Consider the following 21,115-nt stretch of genomic DNA (forward strand, 5'->3'; position numbering starts at 1 on the left):
CTTGCAAAAAAACGATATTGATTTTCGCTTCTTAGATTTTGACTGCGATCGCGATGAGCGATCCCAGAAGAGTAGTAATTAGTCTGAGTGGCAAGGGAACAATCAACTGATGAATCTAAGGCTTTCCTGATACTTGTGCTGAAATTATGATCGATCCAAAACAGACTATTCAAATTTCTTCGGAGTTGACTGACGAACATCTGCTGGCTATCTGCGAGGCAGCCGATGTAATTGCTTGCGAGTGTCCTAGTTATTTGGTTCGGCTTTTAAATGATGTCAGAGAGTTTCGCCGTTACACAAATGAGTGTATTGAGCGCTTTCCCTCGGATGCAGAGACTCATCATTGGCTCAGCAGTCGGGCGAATCAGGTAGAAATGCTGCTGTCTTTAACAATTTATGAGCTTTTGCAGAAAGAAAATCTTTTAGATGAGAATAATCAGCTGAATTTGCAGCAGCTTTCAGACAGAAACCGGGCGATCGCGCTATCCAAAGTATTGCATCCTTACTCATCAAAATGATCGAGAGAATCGACTGATTTAAGGTCTGTTTAGAAATTGCGCGATCGCTTTGCCCGAAAAATATTGCATCCTCGCGCCTCAAAACTGGATGCAAACTTCTACTGTGAAGTTTGGTAAAGCTGCATAACATTAGTAATTGGCAGCCGGGACTGAACGCCCAAAGTCAATCGGGAAGTATGACCCCGATTCAAATGATCGGCGGCAGCACAGGCAATCATGGCGGCGTTGTCAGTGCAGAATTTTAGCGGGGGGAATAGCACCCGCAGGTTTCGCTGTGCAGTAGCGACTTGCAGGTGTTTTCTCAGCCCACTGTTGGCGGCGACACCGCCACCGATGGCAATGGTATCAAGACCGTAGTCGAGGGCGCAGGCGATCGCCCTTCGCGTCAGACTTCGCGCTACGCTTTCTTGGAAACTTGCCGCAATGTCATTCACCGGCAGCGACGGAGACGCTTCCTGCTGCAACTTTTGCACCAGTCGCAGCACAGCTGTTTTTAAGCCACTAAAACTAGAGTCATAGGGATGATAGCCGCCCCCTGGCACCCCGACATTCCCTTCCGGCAAAGGATAGGCTTGCGGATTCCCCGCTTGGGCGAGTTGGTCAATCACCGGCCCACCCGGATAACCCAGATTTAACAACCGCGCCACCTTATCGAAGGCTTCACCAGCGGCATCATCGCGGGTTTCTCCTAGTGTCTCGTACACACCACAATCTTTTACATAAATCAAGCTGGTGTGTCCGCCCGAAACCAGCAGACATAAAAAAGGCGGCTGTAAAGAAGGTTCGCTCAAATAAGTAGCGTATATGTGGCCTTCCAGATGATGGACTCCGACAAACGGTTTCCGATGGACAATCGCAAGAGTTTTGGCAGCCGTCAGCCCCACCAACAATGCCCCCACCAAACCAGGGGCGCAGGTTGCCGCAATACCATCAATTGACGCCCACTCCATCTGCGCTTCTTCGAGTGCTTTGTCTAAACAATTGTTAATTATTTCGACGTGTTGACGGGAAGCAATTTCTGGCACAACCCCGCCATACTGCCGATGAACAGGGATTTGTGAGGCGACGATGCTACTGCAAATTTGACGATTCTTTACGATCGCTACCGCCGTTTCGTCACAACTTGTTTCAATCGCTAATACTGTTGACATTCACTGGTACTTTAATATATCGATACATGATTGCTTCCGTACAAACAATGACCTTGTTTTGTACATAAAAGTTTTCGTTTTGTAACAAAAGGAAACAATCCCATGAAACGATTGTTGGCTTTGATTTTTGCCCTTTGTATTTGGTTTAGCGTTGCCCCAACGGCATCGGCTGATAACGTATCAGGTCTGGTGCCATGCAGCCAGTCCAAGGCTTTTCAGCAACGTGCTGCAACCGCCCGCAATACCAACTTCGACCCCGATTCAGGACGCAAGCGTTTTGAACGTTATTCTCAGGCAATGTGTGGCCCAGAGGGTTTACCCCACTTGGTTGTAGATGGTCGCCTGGATCGTGCCGGTGACTTTATCATTCCCAGCATTCTGTTCCTGTATATTGCGGGTTGGATTGGTTGGGTTGGTCGTGCCTATATTCAATCAGTGAAAAAAGAGGCAAACCCAGAGTACAAAGAAATCCAACTGGATGTTCCCCGGGCTGTTGGTTTTATGCTAAGTGGCTTCACTTGGCCTTTGGCAGCAGTCAAAGAATTGCTCACGGGTGAATTGACTGCAAAAGAAGATGAGATTCCTGTCTCAATTCGCTAGTTACGTTGAATTATTGACTGTTTTGGAGAATGATTCATGCAGTATTTCCTCAAGTATCTTTCCCTAGCTCCGGTTCTGGCTATTGTGTGGCTATCCCTTCAGGCTAGTCTCTTGGCTGTCTTTATCTACATTTTCCCCGACCTGCTTTTCCATCCAATGCCGTAAAGATCGCAGGATTTTCAAGACTGGTTAAAAAATGCTGTATCAAACGATAGAAGCATCTCCAGTTTTAACCCAACGATAATTAGTGGCACTAGCTCATCAAAAGGTGAAGAAATTATGCAAGTGCAAGCAATAAGCGACTCGAAAGATCGTCGTAACGACCCCAGAAATCGGGAAGTTGTCCATGAAGCTGGCGATCCGCAAATTGGCAATTTAGCAACGCCGATTAATTCTTCCGGTTTCACAGAGGCTTACATCAATAACTTGCCAGCCTATCGCAAAGGGCTGTCACCCGGACGCCGAGCATTAGAAATTGGTATGGCTCATGGTTATTGGTTGATTGGTCCCTTCGCCAAACTGGGTCCTCTGCGCGATACAGATGTCGCGAACCTGGCAGGTTTGCTGTCAACGGTTGGCTTGATTATCATTTTGACGATTGGGCTATCCCTCTACGCTTCTAGCAATCCCCCCAACCCCACTAAAACGATTACCACGCCCCGTCCTCCAGACGCCCTCAATAGTCAGGAAGGCTGGAACGAGTTTGCGAGTAATTTTCTGATTGGTGGAGTTGGTGGTGCGGGAATCGCCTACCTGCTGATTTCCAATTTGGAACTGCTTCAAGGTCTGTTCAAAATTGGGTAGTAGCAGTAGCGATCGCTAGCTTGGAAACACCTGTTATACAAGTCTTCTAGCGTTCGTTACGACTGGCTTACCACTGCGCACCCATCTGTTTAACCAGAAATGCGTGGCGTCGTGGCTGAGGCAAACCACTGACCAACCGTTTTCTTGCCACCAGGCAAGCGGTTATCTGAAACTCCTCACTTCGCTTTGAATCAAGAACCCTGCCCATGCCGTGAGGGCAGGGTTCTCTGTTTGTGCATGAGGGCGATCGCATTTATCCTGAGTAAGGTTGGAAAAAGAGGGACTTTAGAAGTTATGGCGCGTCTAGCACTGCTGAGTGTATCTGATAAAACTGGGCTAATCGACTTTGCCCGTCAGTTGGTTGAAAAATTTGAGTTTGATTTAATCAGCAGTGGTGGAACGGCTAAAGCCCTTAAAGATGCTGGGCTACCCGTGACGAAAGTTTCCGATTACACGGGTTCTCCGGAGATTTTGGGGGGGCGAGTCAAAACGCTGCATCCCCGAATTCATGGCGGGATTTTGGCGCGTCGGGATGTGCCCGAAGATTTGGCAGATTTGGAGGCGAACCAAATTCGCCCGATTGATTTGGTAGTAGTAAATCTTTACCCTTTTGAGCAGACGATTGCGAAAGCCGAAGTCACATTGCCGGAAGCAATTGAGCAGATTGACATTGGTGGCCCAGCGATGATAAGGGCTTCTGCAAAAAACTTCCAACATCTAACAGTTTTGTCTAACCCGGCTCAGTATGATGCCTACTTGCAGGAATTGCAGCAACAGGGCGGGGACGTGTCCTTTGAGTTCCGTCTGGCTAGGGCACGAGAGGCGTTTGAGCATACGGCGGGGTATGACAAGGCGATCGCGACCTATCTCACCCATCAATCCCCTGTCGAGGCGCATACATCGCCCCTACCCACCCAATTTGACCTTTCTGGACAACAGTTGCAATCTCTACGATATGGGGAAAACCCCCATCAACCTGCCGCATGGTATCAAACTGGGGCAGTTGCGTCTGGATGGGCGGCGGCGACTAAACTTCAGGGAAAAGAACTGAGTTATAACAACTTAGTGGATTTGGAAGCAGCGCGGCGGATTATTGCCGAGTTTCCCGATACCCCAGCCGCGACGATTATCAAGCACAATAATCCCTGCGGCGTAGGTTTAGGAAATAGCTTGTCGGAGGCTTATGAAAAAGCTTTTAATGCTGATTCGGTTTCGGCTTTCGGGGGGATTGTGGCGCTAAATCAGCCGATTGACGCCTCCACAGCGACAGCACTGACCAAAACATTTTTAGAATGCGTCGTGGCACCGGGATGCGAACCAGAGGCACAGGAAATTCTGGCGGCTAAGTCTAAGGTGCGGGTTTTGACTTTGCCAGACTTGGCGGCTGGGCCAGAAAATACAGTTAAGGTTATTGCCGGTGGTTTCCTCGTCCAAGCTTCTGATGACGTGGTGGAAAACGCCAGCCAGTGGCAAGTCGTCACAGAAAAGCAACCAACCCCAGTACAACTGGAAGAATTACTATTCGCCTGGAAAGTTTGCAAACACGTTAAGTCTAACGCGATTGTTGTAACGCGCGATCGCACTACTTTAGGTGTGGGTGCTGGGCAAATGAATCGCGTCGGTTCGGTCAAAATTGCCTTAGAACAAGCTGGAGAAAAATCCTCAGGTGCCACGCTTGCCAGCGATGGTTTTTTCCCCTTCGATGACTCGGTGCGGACAGCAGCGGCGGCGGGAATTGTAGCGATTGTTCAGCCGGGAGGCAGCCTGCGCGATCAAGATTCGATTAGGGCTGCTAATGAGCTTGGTTTAGTGATGGTGTTAACAGGTATCCGTCACTTCTTGCATTAAGCAGTCAGATGGAGAGCATCTGAGTTGTGTAAATTCACCTATTGCTTGCGGCTTTTCAAGTGATGCCATTCGTTGCTCTTAGCGGTCAGGTTGCTTTAATACCAGTGATTGAGTTCGCGCCAAGCGACTATTGTCATAGCGAACGGAGTCTTCCTCTCGGTAGGGTAGTAGAAAATCCTCATGCTTGGTATCGATACTGGAAGGAGAGCCTTGCCGATTCGGAACTCGAAAGTATAGAACCGATTCGTCCTGGTTCTTGGCTGGTGCCAATTTCTCAATTAGTTGAGCCATTTGTCCTAAGACATCTGGTGGAAACATATTTCGAGAAGCTAGAGATTGCCACTTCGAGTCCGGATCTAGAGTGCATCGGTTCCTTTTCTGGAGGCTATGTCCTGTGTTGCAACGACGATATCGTCATAGAGCCGACCTGCTGTAGTGGTTTAGAGGACATAGCAGCGTGGGAAGGGGCAATGACCTATCGTGGAGAGCAGTGGGATGAGCTGTGGATTGGTCATCCTTGGGTTTCTGTTCGGTTTGCTTCGGGGAATCTGTGCATTAGCGGATACCACGAAACGTCTAGCTCAAAGCTCCCAAACTCCGCTACCCGATACACAGTCAAACCTTCCGTACTTGAGGTTGCTATAAGAGCAGCTAAGGCAGAAGTAGAACTGTTTAGACAGCGTTTACTCTCAGTAGTACAGAAGTTGACGCCAGCAGCACTAGCCTCAGAGATAGTCTGTAATCTAACGGGAGCGAGGAGCGGCTGATAAGCGATCGTGATCGCCGGGGTTCAGATGCTTTATCGCGATCGCTCACCCTTTTAACTACTGCTGTGCATTTCTAAAATCAATCATTGTCTGGCGATAGGGATCTGGCAATCCGGTGTCATAACACTTACCGTTGACAATATATCCGGTCATTCCCTCTTGCTGTTGCAATTGATCGAGACAGGATGTTAACTGAAATTCGCCTTTTTCGTCCCGGAAGTTGTTTTGAATATTATTTTCGAGAAATTCAAATATTTTCGGTGTGAGTACATATAAACCGAATATACATAAGAATTGATCTTCTGCCATTCCCTCTACACGAAGATGCTGGCGTGCATACTCAATTGTGGGCTTTTCTGCAAGTTGAGTTACTGAAAGGATTGAGTTTGATTCCTGCCAAATTCCGGTAACACAGCCAGATTTATGAAGGCTTTCTGCTGGAAGTGTCGTTAAACTAACAACACTTTGATTAACTTGTTTGTAAGCATCTAAAAGTTGACCTGCACATGATGTTCCAGTGTCCGATGAGTAAACATGATCGCCCAGCATCAGCAGAAATGGCTCATCTTTCACCCATTCTTTGGCACAGAATACAGCATAACCATAGCCTTCTGGTTTGTCTTGATTCAAAAATTTAATTTTGCTGCCTAAATCTTGTAGATACTGGCTATATTCCTGATTTTGCGGCGATAATTTTTTGAAAAGTTCGCCTGGAGGTGGAGCTTTAAAGAACTCCTCAAAAAGTGCGCGATCGCCTGGTTGCACTACAATCCCGATTTCTTCTATACCAGCGCTGATGGCTTCTTCCACAATTGCTAGAATTACCGGCTTGGCACGACCCTCTCGATCGATAATCGGGAAAAATTCCTTTTTCACCGCCTTGGTAGCTGGAAATAAACGAGTTCCGAAACCTCCGGCTGGAATTATAGCTTTGCGAACTTTGCGTGCATGAAGTGTTAGCTTTAAACCTTGCATTTGAGGAAAATCCCGCTCAATAATTTCAATAACTTTTTGCTGGCTTTCTTCGTCTTTAACGATAAATTGTGCTGTACCATCCCCTTGGGAACCAACACCTTTCCCTCCCCAAATGTAGGGCTGAATGGGTTCATAATCAAGGATTTTATGCAGGATGGGAGCTGTTAATTGCTCAGGACAGACGGGAATTAGATGCTTATCAAATTCGGTTTGTGCCTTCTTCATCAAGATACCAATTTTTTCAGCATCTCCTTTTTGCAAGGCGTTAACTGCTTCTTGAGTAATTTGAGAACTGATGGAGCCAAGATATTTTTGGACATTCTCTTGGGATTCGTTACAGGCGAAAGGATAACACTGATTCAAGTTATTGAGTATTTCTTGGGTATTTTTCCCAGCACCGAGCTCGACAATTACAAAGAACAGGTTTTTGGGTACTTTTAGTTCAATAATATCCAAGCGTGAAGCGAAGCGATCGCCGCTAGGCGAATCGCCATCAAAAACCATCAGGATCGGGCGATCGCCATAAGCACACGCTTGATCCATCCGTCCGCAGCGAGAAGGCGTTGTAATCTCCCCCAGATAAGCCAACTCCATTTCGTCTCGGAGGGTCATCTTTAAGTCGTACACGCGATTGAAAGCACGAGCTACGAGGACGCACAGCGCAGCACTGGAGGACAGACCTTTCTTAACTGGCAAATCTGTTAGATAATTGTCGATTTCCAGTCCGCGCACTCGGTAACGAGCTACAAATTGGTAGGCAACGCCAGCGGCATAACTAAAGAAATCACCTTTTTCAGCTTCGGCAAGCAAAACCTCGGCGTCCATCGGCAGAGTCAGCGTTTTCCGGGTGCCGTCACTCAGGGAAGCGTGAAAAATCAGATGAGTTGGATGAGGCTTAACCTCGGCATAAAGCCCCTGATTAGTCCCGACGATCAGCGTATAGCCTTTTTCTAAATTCGGATTGATGCGGCGATAGTCTCCCGCCCAATCGCTGTGTTCGCCAAACAGACACAGGCGACCTGGAACAAAAATTTTCATAAATTTCATGCTGCTATCTTCGCACCCTCTAGTAATAAACTACTCTGGGTGGTGAGCAAGCGTTGAAGCGATCGCTCTTTTTATCTACGCGATTTATCTATCGCGATGATTCGGCTTTTTGCACCCCGTTGGGTCTCGGTACCAGTCAATAAATCGCATCGACTGGTTAAAATTGCTCTGAAGCTAGGGAGAAAGCCCAAGGATAGTTTCTTCAATTTTTCAACATCGAAGAGGAAACGTTTATGCAATCGGCTCTACAGCAGCCTAACGTACAGGATGTAAAAGTTCAGCTTCTCCTAACAGGAGGACATGAGTACACCATTTATCTCAAGTCAGATTCACCCGTACTCCACAGTCTGCTGAAGACAATTGTGGCTCAATCCCAAAAACAGGAAGCGGTATTTTCTTGTTTGTTTCAGATTCCCATTAATGAGGGTCATGCGGCTCTGTCTTTTTCGAGCGATCGCTTGGTTGGTATCGTTACGGAACCACCCCTGTACGTGCAACAAAACTTGCCGCCAATAGAAGAGCCACCACCTCAATCCGTAGATTTTTTACCAAATATATTACCTTCTGAATATGTGCAAATTGATAACTTTTTAACGTTAGAAGAAAAAAACCGCTTACTTAATTATGTTTGGGAACAAGAGTCAAACTTCGTTTCTACTAGCACTTCAACAAACGAGGCTGACTATCGTCGCTCAATGGTTCTCTATTACTTCCCAGAATTTTCTGAATTGGTAGTCAATCGAATTAAAGCGATTCTCCCAAATGTCTTCAGAAAGCTAGGGATACCTTCTTTTAAAGTTTCCGATATTGAAAGTCAGTTAACTTCCCATAATGACGGGAATTATTTCAAAATTCATAACGATAATGGCAGCCCTGAAACTATCACTAGAGAATTAACTTATGTTTATTACTTTTATCGCGAGCCAAAACCCTTTTCTGGTGGAGAGTTACTGATTTACGACAGTAAGGTGGAAAACAATTTTTACGTACAATCAGACTCGTTTAAAACAGTTGAACCGAAAAACAACAGCATTGTGTTTTTCCTGAGCCGCTATTTACACGAAGTCTTGCCTGTGGTTTGTCCTTCTAAAGCTTTCGCAGACAGTCGATTCACCATTAATGGCTGGGTGCGTCGTCAAGTAAATAATGCGTAACGACTAAAGTCGCAGCTACACGAACAAAGACCGCCTTCGCGGTCTAATATCAAGTCCGGTTAATTGACCATTTAAAGAATTAGCCTGTCTCCGTCAGGCTACGTTTTTGTAGCTGCATCCTCCAGGGTCTAGGTAAATTCTGGTAAACGTAGAATACTCCCAGTGTATACGCGACGAAAAAACGCATACTATAAGGCTGATGTGCATTTGGAAATGCACATCAGCTTAGTTATCTTCTGGGGATGGATTAAAGCAGGAATGCTTCCAAATGCGAACCTTTTTTACCGTTGGGGTTTGATAATTTGGCAGGGTGTTTTCACGCATAAAGTAAATAGAAAAGGTATCAAGCTGCTGTGACCCTTGGTGTTGAGTATTCCAGTTGCGGCAAAGATATCGCCCATAGTAAAGACGATATTTGGAATTGTCCTTGCTCCAAATATTCATCATGTATTTGCGCCAACGCTCGTTTGGATAAGTCGCAGACACAAGACGTGGTTTTTCCCAGCTTACAGGTGTGCCATTTTTAAAAACATCTATTTCAGTGCCGTCTTTAAGCTGACCTGGAATGACATACCAGCCATCATCTTTAAGTGGATAGGGAGCAAACATACTCCATTTTTGGTCTAATCTCAACACAAGCGTCACCCAATTAACCACGCTTGGCAGCTTAAAGATAGAGGGAGCAATCGTCCTGAGATTCCACAAAGAGACGCAAAGCAATAAGAGGAAGGCGATAATATCTGTTAACAACGAAGAACGCACTTCCAGGGGGCGAAACTTTAAAGGAGCCGTGACTTTAGAGGCGGCGCGGCGATTGTTGGCAATGATTTCGTAGGCTTTTGTACCCACAGACAAGACAGGACGCCATTCCAACAAGGGAGTCAGAGGTCGAAGTAAGGGTGATAGGTGACAGACGTAGGCGATCGCTTTAAATTTGAAATGTTTGTATCCTTCCCAATCGACCACTACCCAGGAATTGTGCGTTTTCATGTCCGCGAAAATTTCCGGGTCATCCTGAGCTAAAAGCAGTGGCGTTCCTGGCAATACTAAGAAGGTGCGGAGCAGGTATACCGTCTTTTTACAGAAACCACACTCTCCGTCATAGTAGATTTTTAGTCCCTGACGTTGCGGAGTTTGCAGGCGCTGGGAGATCCCATTCCAAAACTCGCTAGGGATGAAAACCAGCCAAGCGATCGCGCTGATAAACGGAAAAAGACCGAGGGTTAGTCCTAGTCCAAAACCGAGATGTAACAGGATAAATGTCACCACCGCACACAAGCGGAAAAAGCTAGTACGGATGGGGATGAACAGTAAAAATGGCCCTAATAACTCAATCCCCAGCGTCGTGTAGGTTAAAAAGACGAGCAGTGGCGGCGGAAATCCTAAGAAAAATTGACCGATAGGAGTCGCAAACTGATCGATGCTCAAGGCATAATAAACGGCGCTGCCCTCTTTCCACCAGATCGGATCGGACTTTAGCGCCCATGTAAACCAGTAGACAAAGCAGATTTGTAGTGTCAAGGCGACCGTTGCACCGGACAAAATGCGCTCTGGCAAAGCTTTTGAGGATGAATTGAGGGCGCTATCCACCGAATAACACGCCCCTAACGGCAAAAACATTGCCCAAAATAGCAACAAGCGAAATTCGATGTCTCCCGCACTGAGTACCATCGGGTTTCGACTATGAAGGGAAACCAAGAGTGCCCAGGATACGATAGTGACAAATCTTGTCCGATAACCGATTAACAGTGCAAAGGCAATAAATCCAGCAAATAAGAATAGAAAACTTTGAAATAAGGCTTGTCCGCTGAATAAATGTACTGACCAAAACCAAGAATTTAAAAATTGTTCAATTAGTGGGGCGCGGGGAAGGATGCCAAAATCAGTGTAGTGAGCTTTGAGATCCTTAGAACGATTAATCAGATCGGTAACGACGAGCAACGCTAGACCGATGCGAAACAGAGCGAGCGATCGCAAGTCCAACCCAAACAGTTCCTCTAGCTTCCTCTCAAAGCCACTTTTAAATTTTTTCTCCTTGGAGAACATAGAACGTTAGCCCCTTAATTGACAATTCGGTTATAACTAAAATCTCTATAAAAGTCGCCAAAATCGGCATTCATTATCCAAATTACAGTGCCACCGATACAGAAGCACCTTGTTAGCAAAAATTAGGGTTGGAAGTTCAACTAAACTTCCAACCCCCATCGCTTACCGAAACAATGACTATTTAATCAATGAGTGGTTTAGTTAGATTTCCGACGGCGCACTACTCTCAGTCCTCCAACCATTAAGGCTAGAGCTGCCACAGTGCCTGGTTCTGGTACCTTTGTTGAACCGCCGTTGTCGCCGCCGTTGTCACCGCCATTATTGCCGCCGTTGTCACCACCGCCGTTGTCGCCGCCGTTGTCACCACCGTTGTCGCCGCCGTTATCGCCGCCGTTGTCACCGCCGTTGTCGCCACCGTTGTCACCGCCGTTGTCGCCACCGTTGTCGCCACCGTTGTCGCCACCGTTGTCACCGCCGCCATCGTCGCCGCCGTTGTCGCCACCGTTGTCGCCACCGTTGTCACCGCCGCCATCGTCGCCGCCGACAATAGTACCACCTAGCAATTTGTCACTCCCAGCGCCAGCATTTACCTGCTGGAAGCGAACTGCCGCCTGAAGGGTGTTATTCTGAAATGCAGCCAGGAATTGGCTTTCAAGTGTGCCAGCAACGAGGTTTGTACCACTCAATAAAAAGCTGACAAGAGTACTAGCGCCCTCAGGAAGGGCATTATTAGCATTGCCACCTTCAAAGTTATCGTTATCAGCAACAGCAACGCTAAAGTTACCGACCTGATTACTAAAAGGAGTAAAATTAACGTCTTGTAACAGTACAGGGAAGAAACTGGTGCCCGTGTAGGAGTTACTAACTACGGACAAACCTGGTAGGAGATCGAACGCAAAACCTGTCAGTTTAGACTCAGTGGCTCCAGCACCGAAAGGATTTATCTCACCAGTAGTGTTGGTGATATCCAGCTCAAGCAGAACATTGTCTCCTGCCTGAGTAAAACCGAATTCTACAAAAGCTGATGCGCCAGTGGCAGTGGGATTAGAAGATTGACTGGTGGAATCAAAAGATATGCCGAAGGCTTGTGCAGAGGTTGGTACTAGAAAAGAGGATGTAATAGCAATGCCAGCTGCTGCGAAAATAGAAGGTAAAAATGAAGTTACTTTCATGGATGAAATCTCCCTGGTAAGACGCAAGATTTAATTGGCGTTTGTAGATAAGGCTTTTTCTTTAGCTCTGCATCTTTCACGCTCAGCTAATGTACGCAATATATCAGTGGCTCCTCTAAGCCACAATAGATTCTCAGTAGTTTCTCGATATCTTTAAATAAAATGGCAGCGCTCTTTATCGCTGCTTCATGATTCTACTGATGAGGATTTTACTTGGTTTAGTTACCTAGTTAAAACGAGGCCGTTTGTTAGTTTCTAATTTAAAGCAAAGTATTTATACTGAGGCTTTATAATAAATTTATATAAAAATAGATTATGTTTGTAGTTTCTTAAAATTAAATATCAGGGTTTATACGTAACTTATTAATAGCTTTAAATAAATAGGCATTTGCCTTTATGGTTCCTTTATAATCCATGAGGATTCCACGTAAATGATTGATGCTCTTTAAGAAGGCGATCGCTGTTTTTGGCTGCGAGATAAAAGCGCTTTCCCCGTTTACGCAATCCTCAAACTGATAGAACAGCGCAGACTCGTTTGAGTTCCCACTCGTGTTGTGTATTTAAGCCCAGATGATTCTTGTGTAGCCAGTTCTGGCTACTTACAATCGGTTGCCGAGGCAGTTTCTAATACGGTTCCCGAAGAAGCTAAAAATTCAAAGCAAAGGTAGGTTGAATTAAGGAGCCATCCCTAACAAATGCTTATACGTGTTGGGTTTCGTTCCTCAACCCAACCTACAACTACACGGAGATCGCGCGATCGCTCACACCGATCCGGGTGCTAAAACGATCCCTCAGCCTGCTACAGAGGGTGCCGTCTTGATTCAGCGGCATTGTAGGGAAAACCGTTGTGTAAAAGTAGCATTCCACACTAATTGATTAGCGATTTACCGCTTAATATTGATTCGCAGAGATTTCTACAACAAATGCTGTAAGAGTGCTGGGCACCCGATCGCGTGTCGCCGCCTTGCACTCTACTTCCTTACTCCTTGACACTCTTTACAGGCTTTTAAGCGTTAATCTACAGCTCCAGATGCTTTGAGCGATCGCGCGATTTCCCGGTTTCGATTCATTTGGGCGATCGCCAAAGCCGTGTAGCCACCCCGGTTCTTCAAATTCACATCCGCACCAGCTTTCAGCAATACCTGCACGGCATTCGCATGACCCCGCTGGACCGCCCACATTAAAGCAGTCGCACCAGCATCATCCTGAAGATTGATATCCGCTCCCAACGAGAGTAGCCCTTGCATCACCCCCGCGTGCCCCTGCTCAGCTGCCTTGATTAGCGCACATTTCCCGTCGTTGGTTCGTGTATTGGGCTTAGACCCACCCTCCAGCAGCACTTTCACCGTGTCAGCGTGCCCCTGCAATGCTGCCACAGTTAACGCTGTCTCACCCAGATTCCCCGCGTTAGAATTCGCGCCCTTTCTTAACAGAGCTTCCACAATCGCCGTCTGACCATGCAATGCTGCCACCATCAAAGCGGTATCGCCCAGCTTATTTCGCGACTGGACATCCACCCCTCGGTTGAGGAGAATTTCTACAACATCAGCATGACCTTCGACAACGGCAAAGTTTAAAGCCGTCTCATCATCTTTATCTTTGGCATTGATATCCGCGCCGCGATCGAGTAGCGCCGTCACAATATCCGTGTTAGCGATCGCTGCCGCAGCCATCAGCGCCGTTGAGCCATCCGAGTTTTGAGCATTCACATCAGCACCGCCTTCTAGCAATGCTCTCACCACATCCGTATGAACTCGATCGATTGCGAGAGTTAAAGGGGTTTCACCTTCTTTGTCTTTCGCATTCACATCAGCGCCATTCGCTAACAACCGCTGAATCACTTCTAAACGACCAAACTCAGCAGCTTGTATCAGGGGGCTTCTGCCGTCCTTGGTTTCGGCATTCGCATCTGCCCCTCGCTCTAACAAAACCTGCACTGTGTCAGCGTGCCCAAGTCCAGCAGCGAGAAATAAGGGAGAGACGCCATCATTCTCTCTCCTTCCATTCACCTCAGCACCGGCATCTAACAAAGCTTGCACCACGCTAGCTTTGCCCTCCTGCGCCGCCAACATCAAAGCCGTATCCTCAACGTTGTCTTTGACATTGACTTGGGCACCCGCATCCAGCAAGATTTGTACCACGTCAACATAACCTTTCAGCGCCGCCACCATCAGCGCTGTGCTGCCATCCTCGTTAGCGGCATTCACATCAGCTCCTTTGGCAGTTAACATTCTAACTACGTCAATCTGATTCGCTGCCGCCGCTATCATCAAAGCCGTCAGACGATATCGTTGTCTAAGTTGATTGACGTTTGCACCAGCGTCCAGTAAAAGTCTGACAATCTCGGTGTAGCCGTTCTGGGCGGCAAACATCAAAGCAGTGGTGCCCTCCCGGTCTGTCGCACTGACATCAGCGCCAGCGGTGATTAGCGCTTTTACCCGCTGAAGTTCTCCCCGCTTCGCCGCCCTAATTAAGTCTTGATTTGCACTCACCGCTGTTGCCCGATCCCCTCCGCAGCATTGCCAACTTCACCTCAAATTATACTTTTGAGAGGAGGGTGTCGCTTAACCCCCAAGCTTGGAGAGGACAAAGGCAACGAGGAAGCCAACAACGGTGATTAGTCCAGCAAAATCATGGGCTTGCTCGAAAGCTTCTGGAATCATGGTGTCTGATATCATTGCCAGAATTGCGCCTGCTGCTACGGCGGTAGTTGCGGCGATAATTTCTTCAGAGAAGTGACTGAAGATGACATCGCCCAAAAGCGCGGCGATACCAGAAAGAATCGCGCTCGCTGCCCACACACCGAAGATATAGCGAGCTGAACGACCTGCTTTCTTCATGCCAGCGGCGCTAGAGAGTCCTTCGGGAAGATTCGAGAGGAAAACGGCTGCTACGGTTACCCAGCTAACAACTCCTCCTTGAATCATGCTGACCCCGATCGCAATTGATTCCGGAATGCCATCCAGCAAGGCACCGATAGCGATCGCTAAACCGCTCCCACTCGCCTCCTATAAGAGATTTTTGTTGGTTGCCAGAGCGCTTGCGATGCTTGGCACCCTGATAATTCAGATACCAGTTTGCTCCTGTGTAGACAGCAGCACCACTTAAGAAACCAATTGCTGTTGAATCGAAGCCACCCCGCTGATAAGCCTCATCCATTAGCTCAAAAGATAGCGTCGAAATTAGCACCCCGGCACCAAAAGCCATCACGGCTGCGATCGCTTGCGGGGAAATTCGCACAAAATATCCCAACCCGGCTCCGAATAGCAACGCCGATCCACCCACCAATCCCCAGAAACCTGCCTGTAACCAGACTGGCAACATCAGCTGCCCTCCTTCAGAAATTCCTGCCCTGCAATGTTTAGCAGATTTTTGACTACTCGATCATCTGAGGTTATGGCGCGGTAATGACGACTACCCAAAGGTAGACAGCCATTATGATAAGTTTTATAAAGTTCCTTAATGAGCCGAATCTTATGAGCTTGGAAATCCCCGTATCGATTAAACCCTGGCTTAATTTTATTCACCCCGCCTTGATGTGGGTGTTACTGGGCACATCCCTCTATGCCCTATATCTGGGGATTCTCGTCCGACGCACTCGCAATGCTGAAGGGGAAGCCAAAAAAGAGCTAATCAAAGGCAGGTTTAACGTCCGGCACTACCAAGTTGGTTCATTGCTGTTGGCGTTGATGGTGATAGGCACGCTGATCGGCATGGGCGTTACCTATATCAATAATGGAAAACTCTTTGTCGGACCTCACCTGCTAGCAGGCTTAGGCATGACGGGGATGATAGCAGTTTCTGCTGCACTCTCTCCCTATATGCAAAAAGGTCACAATTGGGCGCGTTACAGTCACATTTTTTTAAATGTTGTGCTTTTGGGACTGTTTGGCTGGCAAGCTGTCAGCGGTGTGGAAATTTTGCAAAGGATCATCAGCAAGATGTAGCCTTTGGGAGGATGCTAATGGCTAATAACAATTAGCCATTAGCCATTAGGGATTTAGCCATTAGCCCTTTTCTTGGCTTTTTTAGGCACGGGCAAGCCCAGACTGGTATGAAAGTCTTCCTGGACTTTGGGGGTGAGAGACTTAGAAACTTGTCGCACAATTTGCGCTAATAGGCGATCGCCCGTATTTTGAATCACAGACTTAGGCAACTTGTGAATAAACTTGGGAAACTGAATATAAACGGACAAGTCCAAATGCCACTCAACATAGGTGATCGCAGATACCTGATGTGGGGCGAATCTATCTGCCGGTACTTCCACTAATGTCATCGCCGACTCATAGTCAACGTCATAGCCTGGAGTCACGTAATTCGGAACGGGTACTGTCCGAACTCGATAAACACCTTGATCCCGTGGCAAAAGTTCTAAGCCAATTTTTGGCTCCACCTCATAACCAAACGCACCAAAACGCCCGATTACCAAAGCGTAACCATTCTCTCCTAGGGGTTCTACTTGCATGGGGTGAGCGCAGCGGCAGAACCAACCGTGGTGAGTATCTAGATACTTAGCAACCGTTTCGGCATCGGCATACATCTCCATGCAGCTCTCAAAGTGAGTATGAAATCGAGTCGTTTCATTTGTACTCGCGGCTTCTATGGCTGCGTTGTCGGCATCCATGAGACTGGATACTGGATTCAACATTCCTGAGTTAACCTCAAACGGTACCTCAAACGGTTGACGATCGTAGAATTGCGACTGCATCACCTGCTCTCCTGCGCTGGTTGCCGTTTTTCTATATACAGGATTCCCACAATGGGCTGAATTGTTTCCATAAATTCTAATTCTTCAACAAAAGACGACAACGCCTTTGAGTTTCTACAATTAAAAAGTTAGAGTTTACTGCCAACCAAAAAAAATTCTCTGTCCACTCAGCATAGCTTGCGATTCTAAAGACTGGACACGGGTAATTTACGGAGAAATTAATGAAAGCATTTGTAGCAGGGGCAACGGGGGAGACAGGTCGTCGGATTGTACAAGAGCTGGTGCAGCGGAATATACCTGTTCGAGCGTTGGTTCGAGACATCGAAAAAGCTAGACAGATTCTACCAGATGCCGCTGAATTGGTAGTTGGCGATGTTTTACAGCCAGAAAGCCTCTCTTCTGCCCTAGGTGATAGTACGGTTTTACTGTGCGCCACAGGTGCTAGCCCCGGCTTTGATCCGACTGGACCCTACAAGGTGGACTACGAAGGCACGAAAAATCTAGTGGATGCCGCCAAGGCAAAGGGAATCGAGCATTTTGTGCTGGTTTCTTCAATTGGTGCTTCTCAAGTTTTGCACCCACTGAATCTATTCTGGCTAGTTCTGGTGTGGAAGAAGCAAGCAGAGGAATATATTCAGAAAAGCGGGTTGACCTACACAATTGTGCGACCGGGAGGCCTCAAAAACGAAGAGAACTCAGAGCCAATCGCTATGTACAAGGCTGACACTCTGTCTTTAAGTGGCAGCATTCCCCGTACTAAGGTCGCGAAGGTGTGTGTTGAAGCGCTATTTCAACCATCGGCTCGCAATAAAATTGTTGAAATCATTACCAAGGCAGAGGCTCCTGAAAAAAGCTGGGAGCAGATGTTTGCCAGTGTGGCCTAATTATGTTCTCAGCCATCGGGCGTTTTCTCGCCGGGATGTTTTCAGCGATCGGGAGTTTTCTCATCGGGATGCTGAGCATGACGGCGGTGCTGTGCTTGTTGCTTTATCTTAAAGACTGGGAGCAGCTGCGCGATCGCGGCTTCTCCTACGGAAACTCGTCGGTGGCTCCACTGAACGGAAACGGTACCGCTCCCTTGGCAATGCAAGGGGGCGATCCTTATATCCGTGCCTTGATGCGGACAATTTCTGCTAGTGAAGCAAATGTTGCCCAGCCTTATCGGGTCATCTATGGCGGTCAGTATGTCCAAGACCTCAGCCAGCATCCCCAGATGTGCATCCCGATTGGTGTTGGCCCTAATACGGGAAAATGTTCTACTGCTGCTGGTCGCTATCAGATGCTCAACACGACGTGGCTTGAGAAGGCTCAGCGCTATCACCCGCAGCCTTCAGAATTTATGTTTTGGCACTCTTATAGCTTTGAGCCACAATTTCAGGACGCTGTAGTTTATGCGTGGCTGAGTGACCGGAAAGCCTGGAAAGTAGACATTTCCAAGTTGCTGCGTCAAGGGAAACTAAAAAAGGTGTTGCGGCTGCTATCTGGCACTTGGACAAGTCTGGGCTATGGGATAGAGACCAACTCTATGAGTGGGAAGTTGCCAGAAATTTATGAGCAAATGCTAAAAGAAGAGCTACAAACTTTTGGATAAAAAACCGACGCGAGTGCGGGTTTCCAAATTTAATCTAGTTCAGTGAACTTTAGTATCCATCACACTCTTCAGCTTGCCCTAAGATATCTTTCCCCTCATTGTTGGTAAAGTAGACTTCCTAGAAATTCATCCTGATCAGCAACGTTTTGCGGTTAGAAGAGGCAACACCTCCTTCTGGAGCTGACGTGTTGAAAAAAATCGGCATAGCCATTACCACCAGCCCAATTAGAAAAATATGAGCGATTAAGTCAAAGGTTGTGAAACCTTTGCTTGTACTTTTTTTGAACCCGGGTAGTAAGCACAAAGCTGGGCGGTGGAGATTCATGGCGGACTCCAAAAGAGGTGAGGTCGAACAATCTATTACTATAGATAGTTGAATTAATAGACTGTTCCCACCGTTTTTTTAAGGGACTTTTGATGAAAGCGATCGCCTTTCTCCGTAGAAACCCTTGCTTTTGCTCCTTTTTTTCCGGACGTTGTTAAGTTTTTAAGAAAAAAACTTAACAACGTTTGCCAAAGCAGTGATAATTTTCTTAAGCTAAAAAGCTCCTTGAGAGCTTGATGTCAGAGAAAAACCAAGTATTGATTAGCCAACATAAGTTTAAGCGCCTGTAAAGCTATTTTTCATAGATTTCTAAAGGTAATCCGTCTGGATCGCTAAAGAATGTAAACCGCTTGCCAGTCATCTCATCAAGTCTAATATCTTCTACCTGCACTCCTTGGTTTTTTAAATAGTAAACAGCTTCATCTATATTTTTGACAGCAAACGCTAAATGCCTCAATCCGCAAGCTTCAGGGTGACTTAATCTTTGAGGAGGATTAGGAAATGAAAAAAGCTCAATTTGATCGCCGCGACCAACTCTCAAATCTAATTTGTAAGAATTTCTTTCTTCTCTAAAGGTTTCTTGGATAATTGAGAATCCTAAAACCTCTACATAAAACTTTTTAGATTTTTCATAGTTAGAGCAAATAATCGCGGCATGATGAATTCCTATTGTTTCCATAAAATGAAATTCCGCACAACGGCAACCAATAAACTACATTTCTGATAATACTTTACTTCGGAAAAGGCAAATTAATAATTTAAACTAATTAAAGCTGCAAATTACCGTATTTTTTATAATATAAAATTGGTTTAAATAGCTATCATTTAGAATCTCGCCCCAGCCTCCTACCTAAAAGCGGAGGCTGGGTATTTATCATTTTGTTTGTAACATATAAATTTCTTAGCTTTCCTTTTTAAGCCCGATTGAGGGAGCGTTAAGGCAGCGCCTCAAAACCCAAATGGTATTTAGGGTAAGCCTTACCTTAACAAATATTATTAAATTGATACAGGTTTAGCTAAAAACTGGCTAATTTTGTCAAAAAATACTCTTGGATTTTCTACATGAATATTATGCCCACAATTACTAATTAAATTAACCTTAGCTGCTTTACACAGTTTCGCCATTTCTGAGTTAATGATTCTAAACTTGTTATCATATTCACCCACTAGCAAAAGCATAGGGTTTTGGTTTTGTTTGAGCGCTTCCCATAAAGAAGGTTGGCATCCAGTACTCAAATTACTTAGGGACTTAGCCAATTCAAAGGGATTATTTTGTAGCCGAGACTCTATTATTTGCTCAAATTTCGGATGTTTTTTGAGAGAAACAAAAAGCGGCTGATGATACCAATTTGTTAAAAATTCTGAAAAATCAATCGTTACTAATTCCTGCGATAATTCTAGATCCCGCTGGAGTCGCTTCCATCGTTCCTCTTCGGTCTTCAACCCAGGAGATGCCGATTCCAAGACAACTTTAGGAAAACGTTCGGGGAAATGAAGGGTCAAATATAAAGCCAATCGTCCACCCATCGAATAGCCAACCAAAAAACATTTTTCAATGCTTAACTGTTCTAGCAGGTTGAGCAAAGCCTGGGCAGTATTTGCCATTTCATAGCACTCGTCTCCACCCATAACCTTAGTTTGTCCATGACCTGGAAGGTCAACAGCAAGACAACAAAATTGGTCAGACAAAAATGAGATAACTTGATTAAATTCGTTGCAGTCACCCATAAAGCCATGTAAAAACAGGATTATCGGTTTATCTGCGCTACCGCTCAAAGAATAGTGAAATTGATAATCAAACGTCATCCTCTACAACTGTTTGCTCAAATCTGATTTGCTTAATCGTAATGCACGTCAGGATAGCGATCGCATCCTCTGTCACCAACACTATCAGTTGCGATCGCTATCCTGACTGGAGCTACAAGCAATGCAGTAGAATTTATGCTGCTCTATTCGTTGGCAATTCCGACTCCGGAATTAGGAAGGTTTTGCTATCCCTGTGTACAGAGGCAATCGAACCAGGTTAACCGTGCGATCGCTTCCTCCAACTTCCCCAACATAGTGCCATCACTAAAAACATTAATATATTTTATTACTTCTTCCTTAAACATTAAACTTTCTTATTGTTTTTATTGGTAATTATGCTACGTTTCTAAAGTAAATATTAGGCTAATAAAAGTCAATACTATGACAAAAAATACTAACTATTCCTATCTCAGTGAATTCACATAATCAAGATATTTTGGTACATATTTAAATGTTATTGTTTTATTCACTGATTATTGTTATTTTTAAGGTTGATTTTTTGCTAGATTTTTTAAGCAAAAAACAAAGTAATTATTCTATTTTTTAATTTTATCAAAATATATTCATATAAAAATATATTTTATTTTTAGTCGTTACTAATAC

General features: G+C 45.9%; 19 protein-coding genes and 2 pseudogenes. 11 read left to right on the plus strand and 10 right to left on the minus strand.

The window, feature by feature from the left end; all coding sequences use genetic code 11:
• The first annotated feature begins 146 nt into the window (after positions 1–146).
• The gene (locus NDI33_RS04495) at positions 147–518 is read left to right on the plus strand and encodes a hypothetical protein (RefSeq protein WP_190413995.1); all 372 of its coding nucleotides are present in this window, start codon (positions 147–149) and stop codon (positions 516–518) included.
• A 98-nt stretch (positions 519–616) separates the two neighbouring features.
• Here NDI33_RS04495 and tsaD read toward each other — a convergent pair whose 3' ends face one another.
• On the minus strand, positions 617–1,669 hold the full coding sequence (gene tsaD, locus NDI33_RS04500) for a tRNA (adenosine(37)-N6)-threonylcarbamoyltransferase complex transferase subunit TsaD (protein ID WP_190676873.1): 1,053 nt from the start codon (positions 1,667–1,669) through the stop codon (positions 617–619).
• Between the two features lie 102 nt (positions 1,670–1,771).
• Between tsaD and NDI33_RS04505 the strand changes: the two genes are divergently transcribed.
• The 5 genes from NDI33_RS04505 to NDI33_RS04525 all read left to right on the plus strand — a co-directional run bounded on the left by NDI33_RS04505 (position 1,772) and on the right by NDI33_RS04525 (position 5,688).
• Positions 1,772–2,269 carry a Photosystem I reaction center subunit III gene (locus NDI33_RS04505; protein WP_190413990.1) on the plus strand — a complete coding sequence of 166 codons (498 nt, stop codon included), beginning with the start codon at positions 1,772–1,774 and terminating at the stop codon, positions 2,267–2,269.
• Positions 2,270–2,305: 36 nt separating this feature from the next.
• A complete protein-coding gene (locus tag NDI33_RS04510; RefSeq protein ID WP_190413988.1) occupies positions 2,306–2,434 on the plus strand; it encodes a photosystem I reaction center subunit IX in 129 nt (42 codons plus the stop codon).
• A 114-nt stretch (positions 2,435–2,548) separates the two neighbouring features.
• Entirely contained in the window at positions 2,549–3,073 is a 525-nt protein-coding gene (locus NDI33_RS04515; RefSeq protein WP_190413986.1) for a photosystem I reaction center subunit XI, read from the plus strand.
• Positions 3,074–3,367: 294 nt separating this feature from the next.
• Positions 3,368–4,921, plus strand: coding sequence for a bifunctional phosphoribosylaminoimidazolecarboxamide formyltransferase/IMP cyclohydrolase (gene purH, locus NDI33_RS04520; protein ID WP_190676875.1), 1,554 nt, complete (start codon positions 3,368–3,370; stop codon positions 4,919–4,921).
• A gap of 59 nt (positions 4,922–4,980) precedes the next feature.
• The gene (locus NDI33_RS04525) at positions 4,981–5,688 is read left to right on the plus strand and encodes a hypothetical protein (protein ID WP_190427945.1); all 708 of its coding nucleotides are present in this window, start codon (positions 4,981–4,983) and stop codon (positions 5,686–5,688) included.
• Positions 5,689–5,745: 57 nt separating this feature from the next.
• Here the strand turns inward: NDI33_RS04525 and NDI33_RS04530 are convergent, their stop codons facing one another.
• The gene (locus NDI33_RS04530) at positions 5,746–6,663 is read right to left on the minus strand and encodes a UTP--glucose-1-phosphate uridylyltransferase (protein ID WP_242033199.1); all 918 of its coding nucleotides are present in this window, start codon (positions 6,661–6,663) and stop codon (positions 5,746–5,748) included.
• Positions 6,664–7,197: 534 nt separating this feature from the next.
• Positions 7,198–7,710: pseudogene (locus NDI33_RS04535) on the minus strand (GHMP kinase); the annotation flags it as partial.
• A gap of 233 nt (positions 7,711–7,943) precedes the next feature.
• On the opposite strand from NDI33_RS04535, the gene NDI33_RS04540 reads away from it, so the two are divergent.
• Positions 7,944–8,864, plus strand: a complete 921-nt coding sequence (locus NDI33_RS04540; RefSeq protein ID WP_190676881.1) for a 2OG-Fe(II) oxygenase — start codon at positions 7,944–7,946, stop codon at positions 8,862–8,864.
• Positions 8,865–9,089: 225 nt separating this feature from the next.
• Here the strand turns inward: NDI33_RS04540 and NDI33_RS04545 are convergent, their stop codons facing one another.
• Entirely contained in the window at positions 9,090–10,910 is a 1,821-nt protein-coding gene (locus tag NDI33_RS04545; RefSeq protein WP_190676883.1) for an HTTM domain-containing protein, read from the minus strand.
• Between the two features lie 197 nt (positions 10,911–11,107).
• A complete protein-coding gene (locus NDI33_RS04550) occupies positions 11,108–12,082 on the minus strand; it encodes a PEP-CTERM sorting domain-containing protein (protein ID WP_190676884.1) in 975 nt (324 codons plus the stop codon).
• Between the two features lie 705 nt (positions 12,083–12,787).
• Between NDI33_RS04550 and NDI33_RS04555 the strand changes: the two genes are divergently transcribed.
• Positions 12,788–12,958 (plus strand): hypothetical protein, encoded by a 171-nt coding sequence (locus NDI33_RS04555; protein WP_206753685.1) that lies wholly within the window; start codon positions 12,788–12,790, stop codon positions 12,956–12,958.
• 137 nt (positions 12,959–13,095) lie between these two features.
• Here the strand turns inward: NDI33_RS04555 and NDI33_RS04560 are convergent, their stop codons facing one another.
• Positions 13,096–14,574, minus strand: a complete 1,479-nt coding sequence (locus NDI33_RS04560) for an ankyrin repeat domain-containing protein (RefSeq protein ID WP_190676888.1) — start codon at positions 14,572–14,574, stop codon at positions 13,096–13,098.
• Between the two features lie 72 nt (positions 14,575–14,646).
• Positions 14,647–15,406 (minus strand): annotated as a pseudogene (locus NDI33_RS04565) (ZIP family zinc transporter).
• 152 nt (positions 15,407–15,558) lie between these two features.
• Here NDI33_RS04565 and NDI33_RS04570 point away from each other — a divergent pair.
• On the plus strand, positions 15,559–16,029 hold the full coding sequence (locus NDI33_RS04570) for a DUF4079 domain-containing protein (protein ID WP_190676890.1): 471 nt from the start codon (positions 15,559–15,561) through the stop codon (positions 16,027–16,029).
• Between the two features lie 53 nt (positions 16,030–16,082).
• On the opposite strand, the gene NDI33_RS04575 is transcribed toward NDI33_RS04570, so the two are convergent.
• Positions 16,083–16,706, minus strand: a complete 624-nt coding sequence (locus tag NDI33_RS04575) for a DUF1997 domain-containing protein (protein ID WP_347275925.1) — start codon at positions 16,704–16,706, stop codon at positions 16,083–16,085.
• A 305-nt stretch (positions 16,707–17,011) separates the two neighbouring features.
• Between NDI33_RS04575 and NDI33_RS04580 the strand changes: the two genes are divergently transcribed.
• Both NDI33_RS04580 and NDI33_RS04585 read left to right on the plus strand, forming a co-directional pair.
• On the plus strand, positions 17,012–17,674 hold the full coding sequence (locus NDI33_RS04580) for an NAD(P)H-binding protein (protein ID WP_190413968.1): 663 nt from the start codon (positions 17,012–17,014) through the stop codon (positions 17,672–17,674).
• Positions 17,675–17,676: 2 nt separating this feature from the next.
• Positions 17,677–18,381 carry a glycoside hydrolase family protein gene (locus tag NDI33_RS04585; protein ID WP_242033190.1) on the plus strand — a complete coding sequence of 235 codons (705 nt, stop codon included), beginning with the start codon at positions 17,677–17,679 and terminating at the stop codon, positions 18,379–18,381.
• A 617-nt stretch (positions 18,382–18,998) separates the two neighbouring features.
• Here NDI33_RS04585 and NDI33_RS04590 read toward each other — a convergent pair.
• Complete coding sequence (locus tag NDI33_RS04590) at positions 18,999–19,385, minus strand: VOC family protein (RefSeq protein ID WP_190413965.1); 387 nt, start codon at positions 19,383–19,385, stop codon at positions 18,999–19,001.
• Positions 19,386–19,702: 317 nt separating this feature from the next.
• Positions 19,703–20,512 carry a 2-succinyl-6-hydroxy-2,4-cyclohexadiene-1-carboxylate synthase gene (gene menH / locus NDI33_RS04595; RefSeq protein ID WP_190413963.1) on the minus strand — a complete coding sequence of 270 codons (810 nt, stop codon included), beginning with the start codon at positions 20,510–20,512 and terminating at the stop codon, positions 19,703–19,705.
• Positions 20,513–21,115 lie beyond the last annotated feature (603 nt).

Origin of the sequence: Trichocoleus sp. DQ-A1, from assembly GCF_039961955.1 — a bacterium.
Taxonomy (GTDB): Bacteria; Cyanobacteriota; Cyanobacteriia; order Cyanobacteriales; family FACHB-T130; genus FACHB-T130.

Bases quoted from the DNA above. Each gene is read 5' to 3' on its own strand.
- NDI33_RS04495 (WP_190413995.1), top strand. From the start codon at position 147: ATGATCGATCCAAAACAGACTATTCAAATTTCTTCGGAGTTGACTGAC.
- tsaD (WP_190676873.1), bottom strand. From the start codon at position 1,669: ATGTCAACAGTATTAGCGATTGAAACAAGTTGTGACGAAACGGCGGTA.
- NDI33_RS04505 (WP_190413990.1), top strand. From the start codon at position 1,772: ATGAAACGATTGTTGGCTTTGATTTTTGCCCTTTGTATTTGGTTTAGC.
- NDI33_RS04510 (WP_190413988.1), top strand. From the start codon at position 2,306: ATGCAGTATTTCCTCAAGTATCTTTCCCTAGCTCCGGTTCTGGCTATT.
- NDI33_RS04515 (WP_190413986.1), top strand. From the start codon at position 2,549: ATGCAAGTGCAAGCAATAAGCGACTCGAAAGATCGTCGTAACGACCCC.
- purH (WP_190676875.1), top strand. From the start codon at position 3,368: ATGGCGCGTCTAGCACTGCTGAGTGTATCTGATAAAACTGGGCTAATC.
- NDI33_RS04530 (WP_242033199.1), bottom strand. From the start codon at position 6,663: ATGCAAGGTTTAAAGCTAACACTTCATGCACGCAAAGTTCGCAAAGCT.
- NDI33_RS04540 (WP_190676881.1), top strand. From the start codon at position 7,944: ATGCAATCGGCTCTACAGCAGCCTAACGTACAGGATGTAAAAGTTCAG.
- NDI33_RS04545 (WP_190676883.1), bottom strand. From the start codon at position 10,910: ATGTTCTCCAAGGAGAAAAAATTTAAAAGTGGCTTTGAGAGGAAGCTA.
- NDI33_RS04550 (WP_190676884.1), bottom strand. From the start codon at position 12,082: ATGAAAGTAACTTCATTTTTACCTTCTATTTTCGCAGCAGCTGGCATT.
- NDI33_RS04570 (WP_190676890.1), top strand. From the start codon at position 15,559: ATGAGCTTGGAAATCCCCGTATCGATTAAACCCTGGCTTAATTTTATT.
- NDI33_RS04575 (WP_347275925.1), bottom strand. From the start codon at position 16,706: ATGGATGCCGACAACGCAGCCATAGAAGCCGCGAGTACAAATGAAACG.
- NDI33_RS04580 (WP_190413968.1), top strand. From the start codon at position 17,012: ATGAAAGCATTTGTAGCAGGGGCAACGGGGGAGACAGGTCGTCGGATT.
- NDI33_RS04585 (WP_242033190.1), top strand. From the start codon at position 17,677: ATGTTCTCAGCCATCGGGCGTTTTCTCGCCGGGATGTTTTCAGCGATC.
- NDI33_RS04590 (WP_190413965.1), bottom strand. From the start codon at position 19,385: ATGGAAACAATAGGAATTCATCATGCCGCGATTATTTGCTCTAACTAT.
- menH (WP_190413963.1), bottom strand. From the start codon at position 20,512: ATGACGTTTGATTATCAATTTCACTATTCTTTGAGCGGTAGCGCAGAT.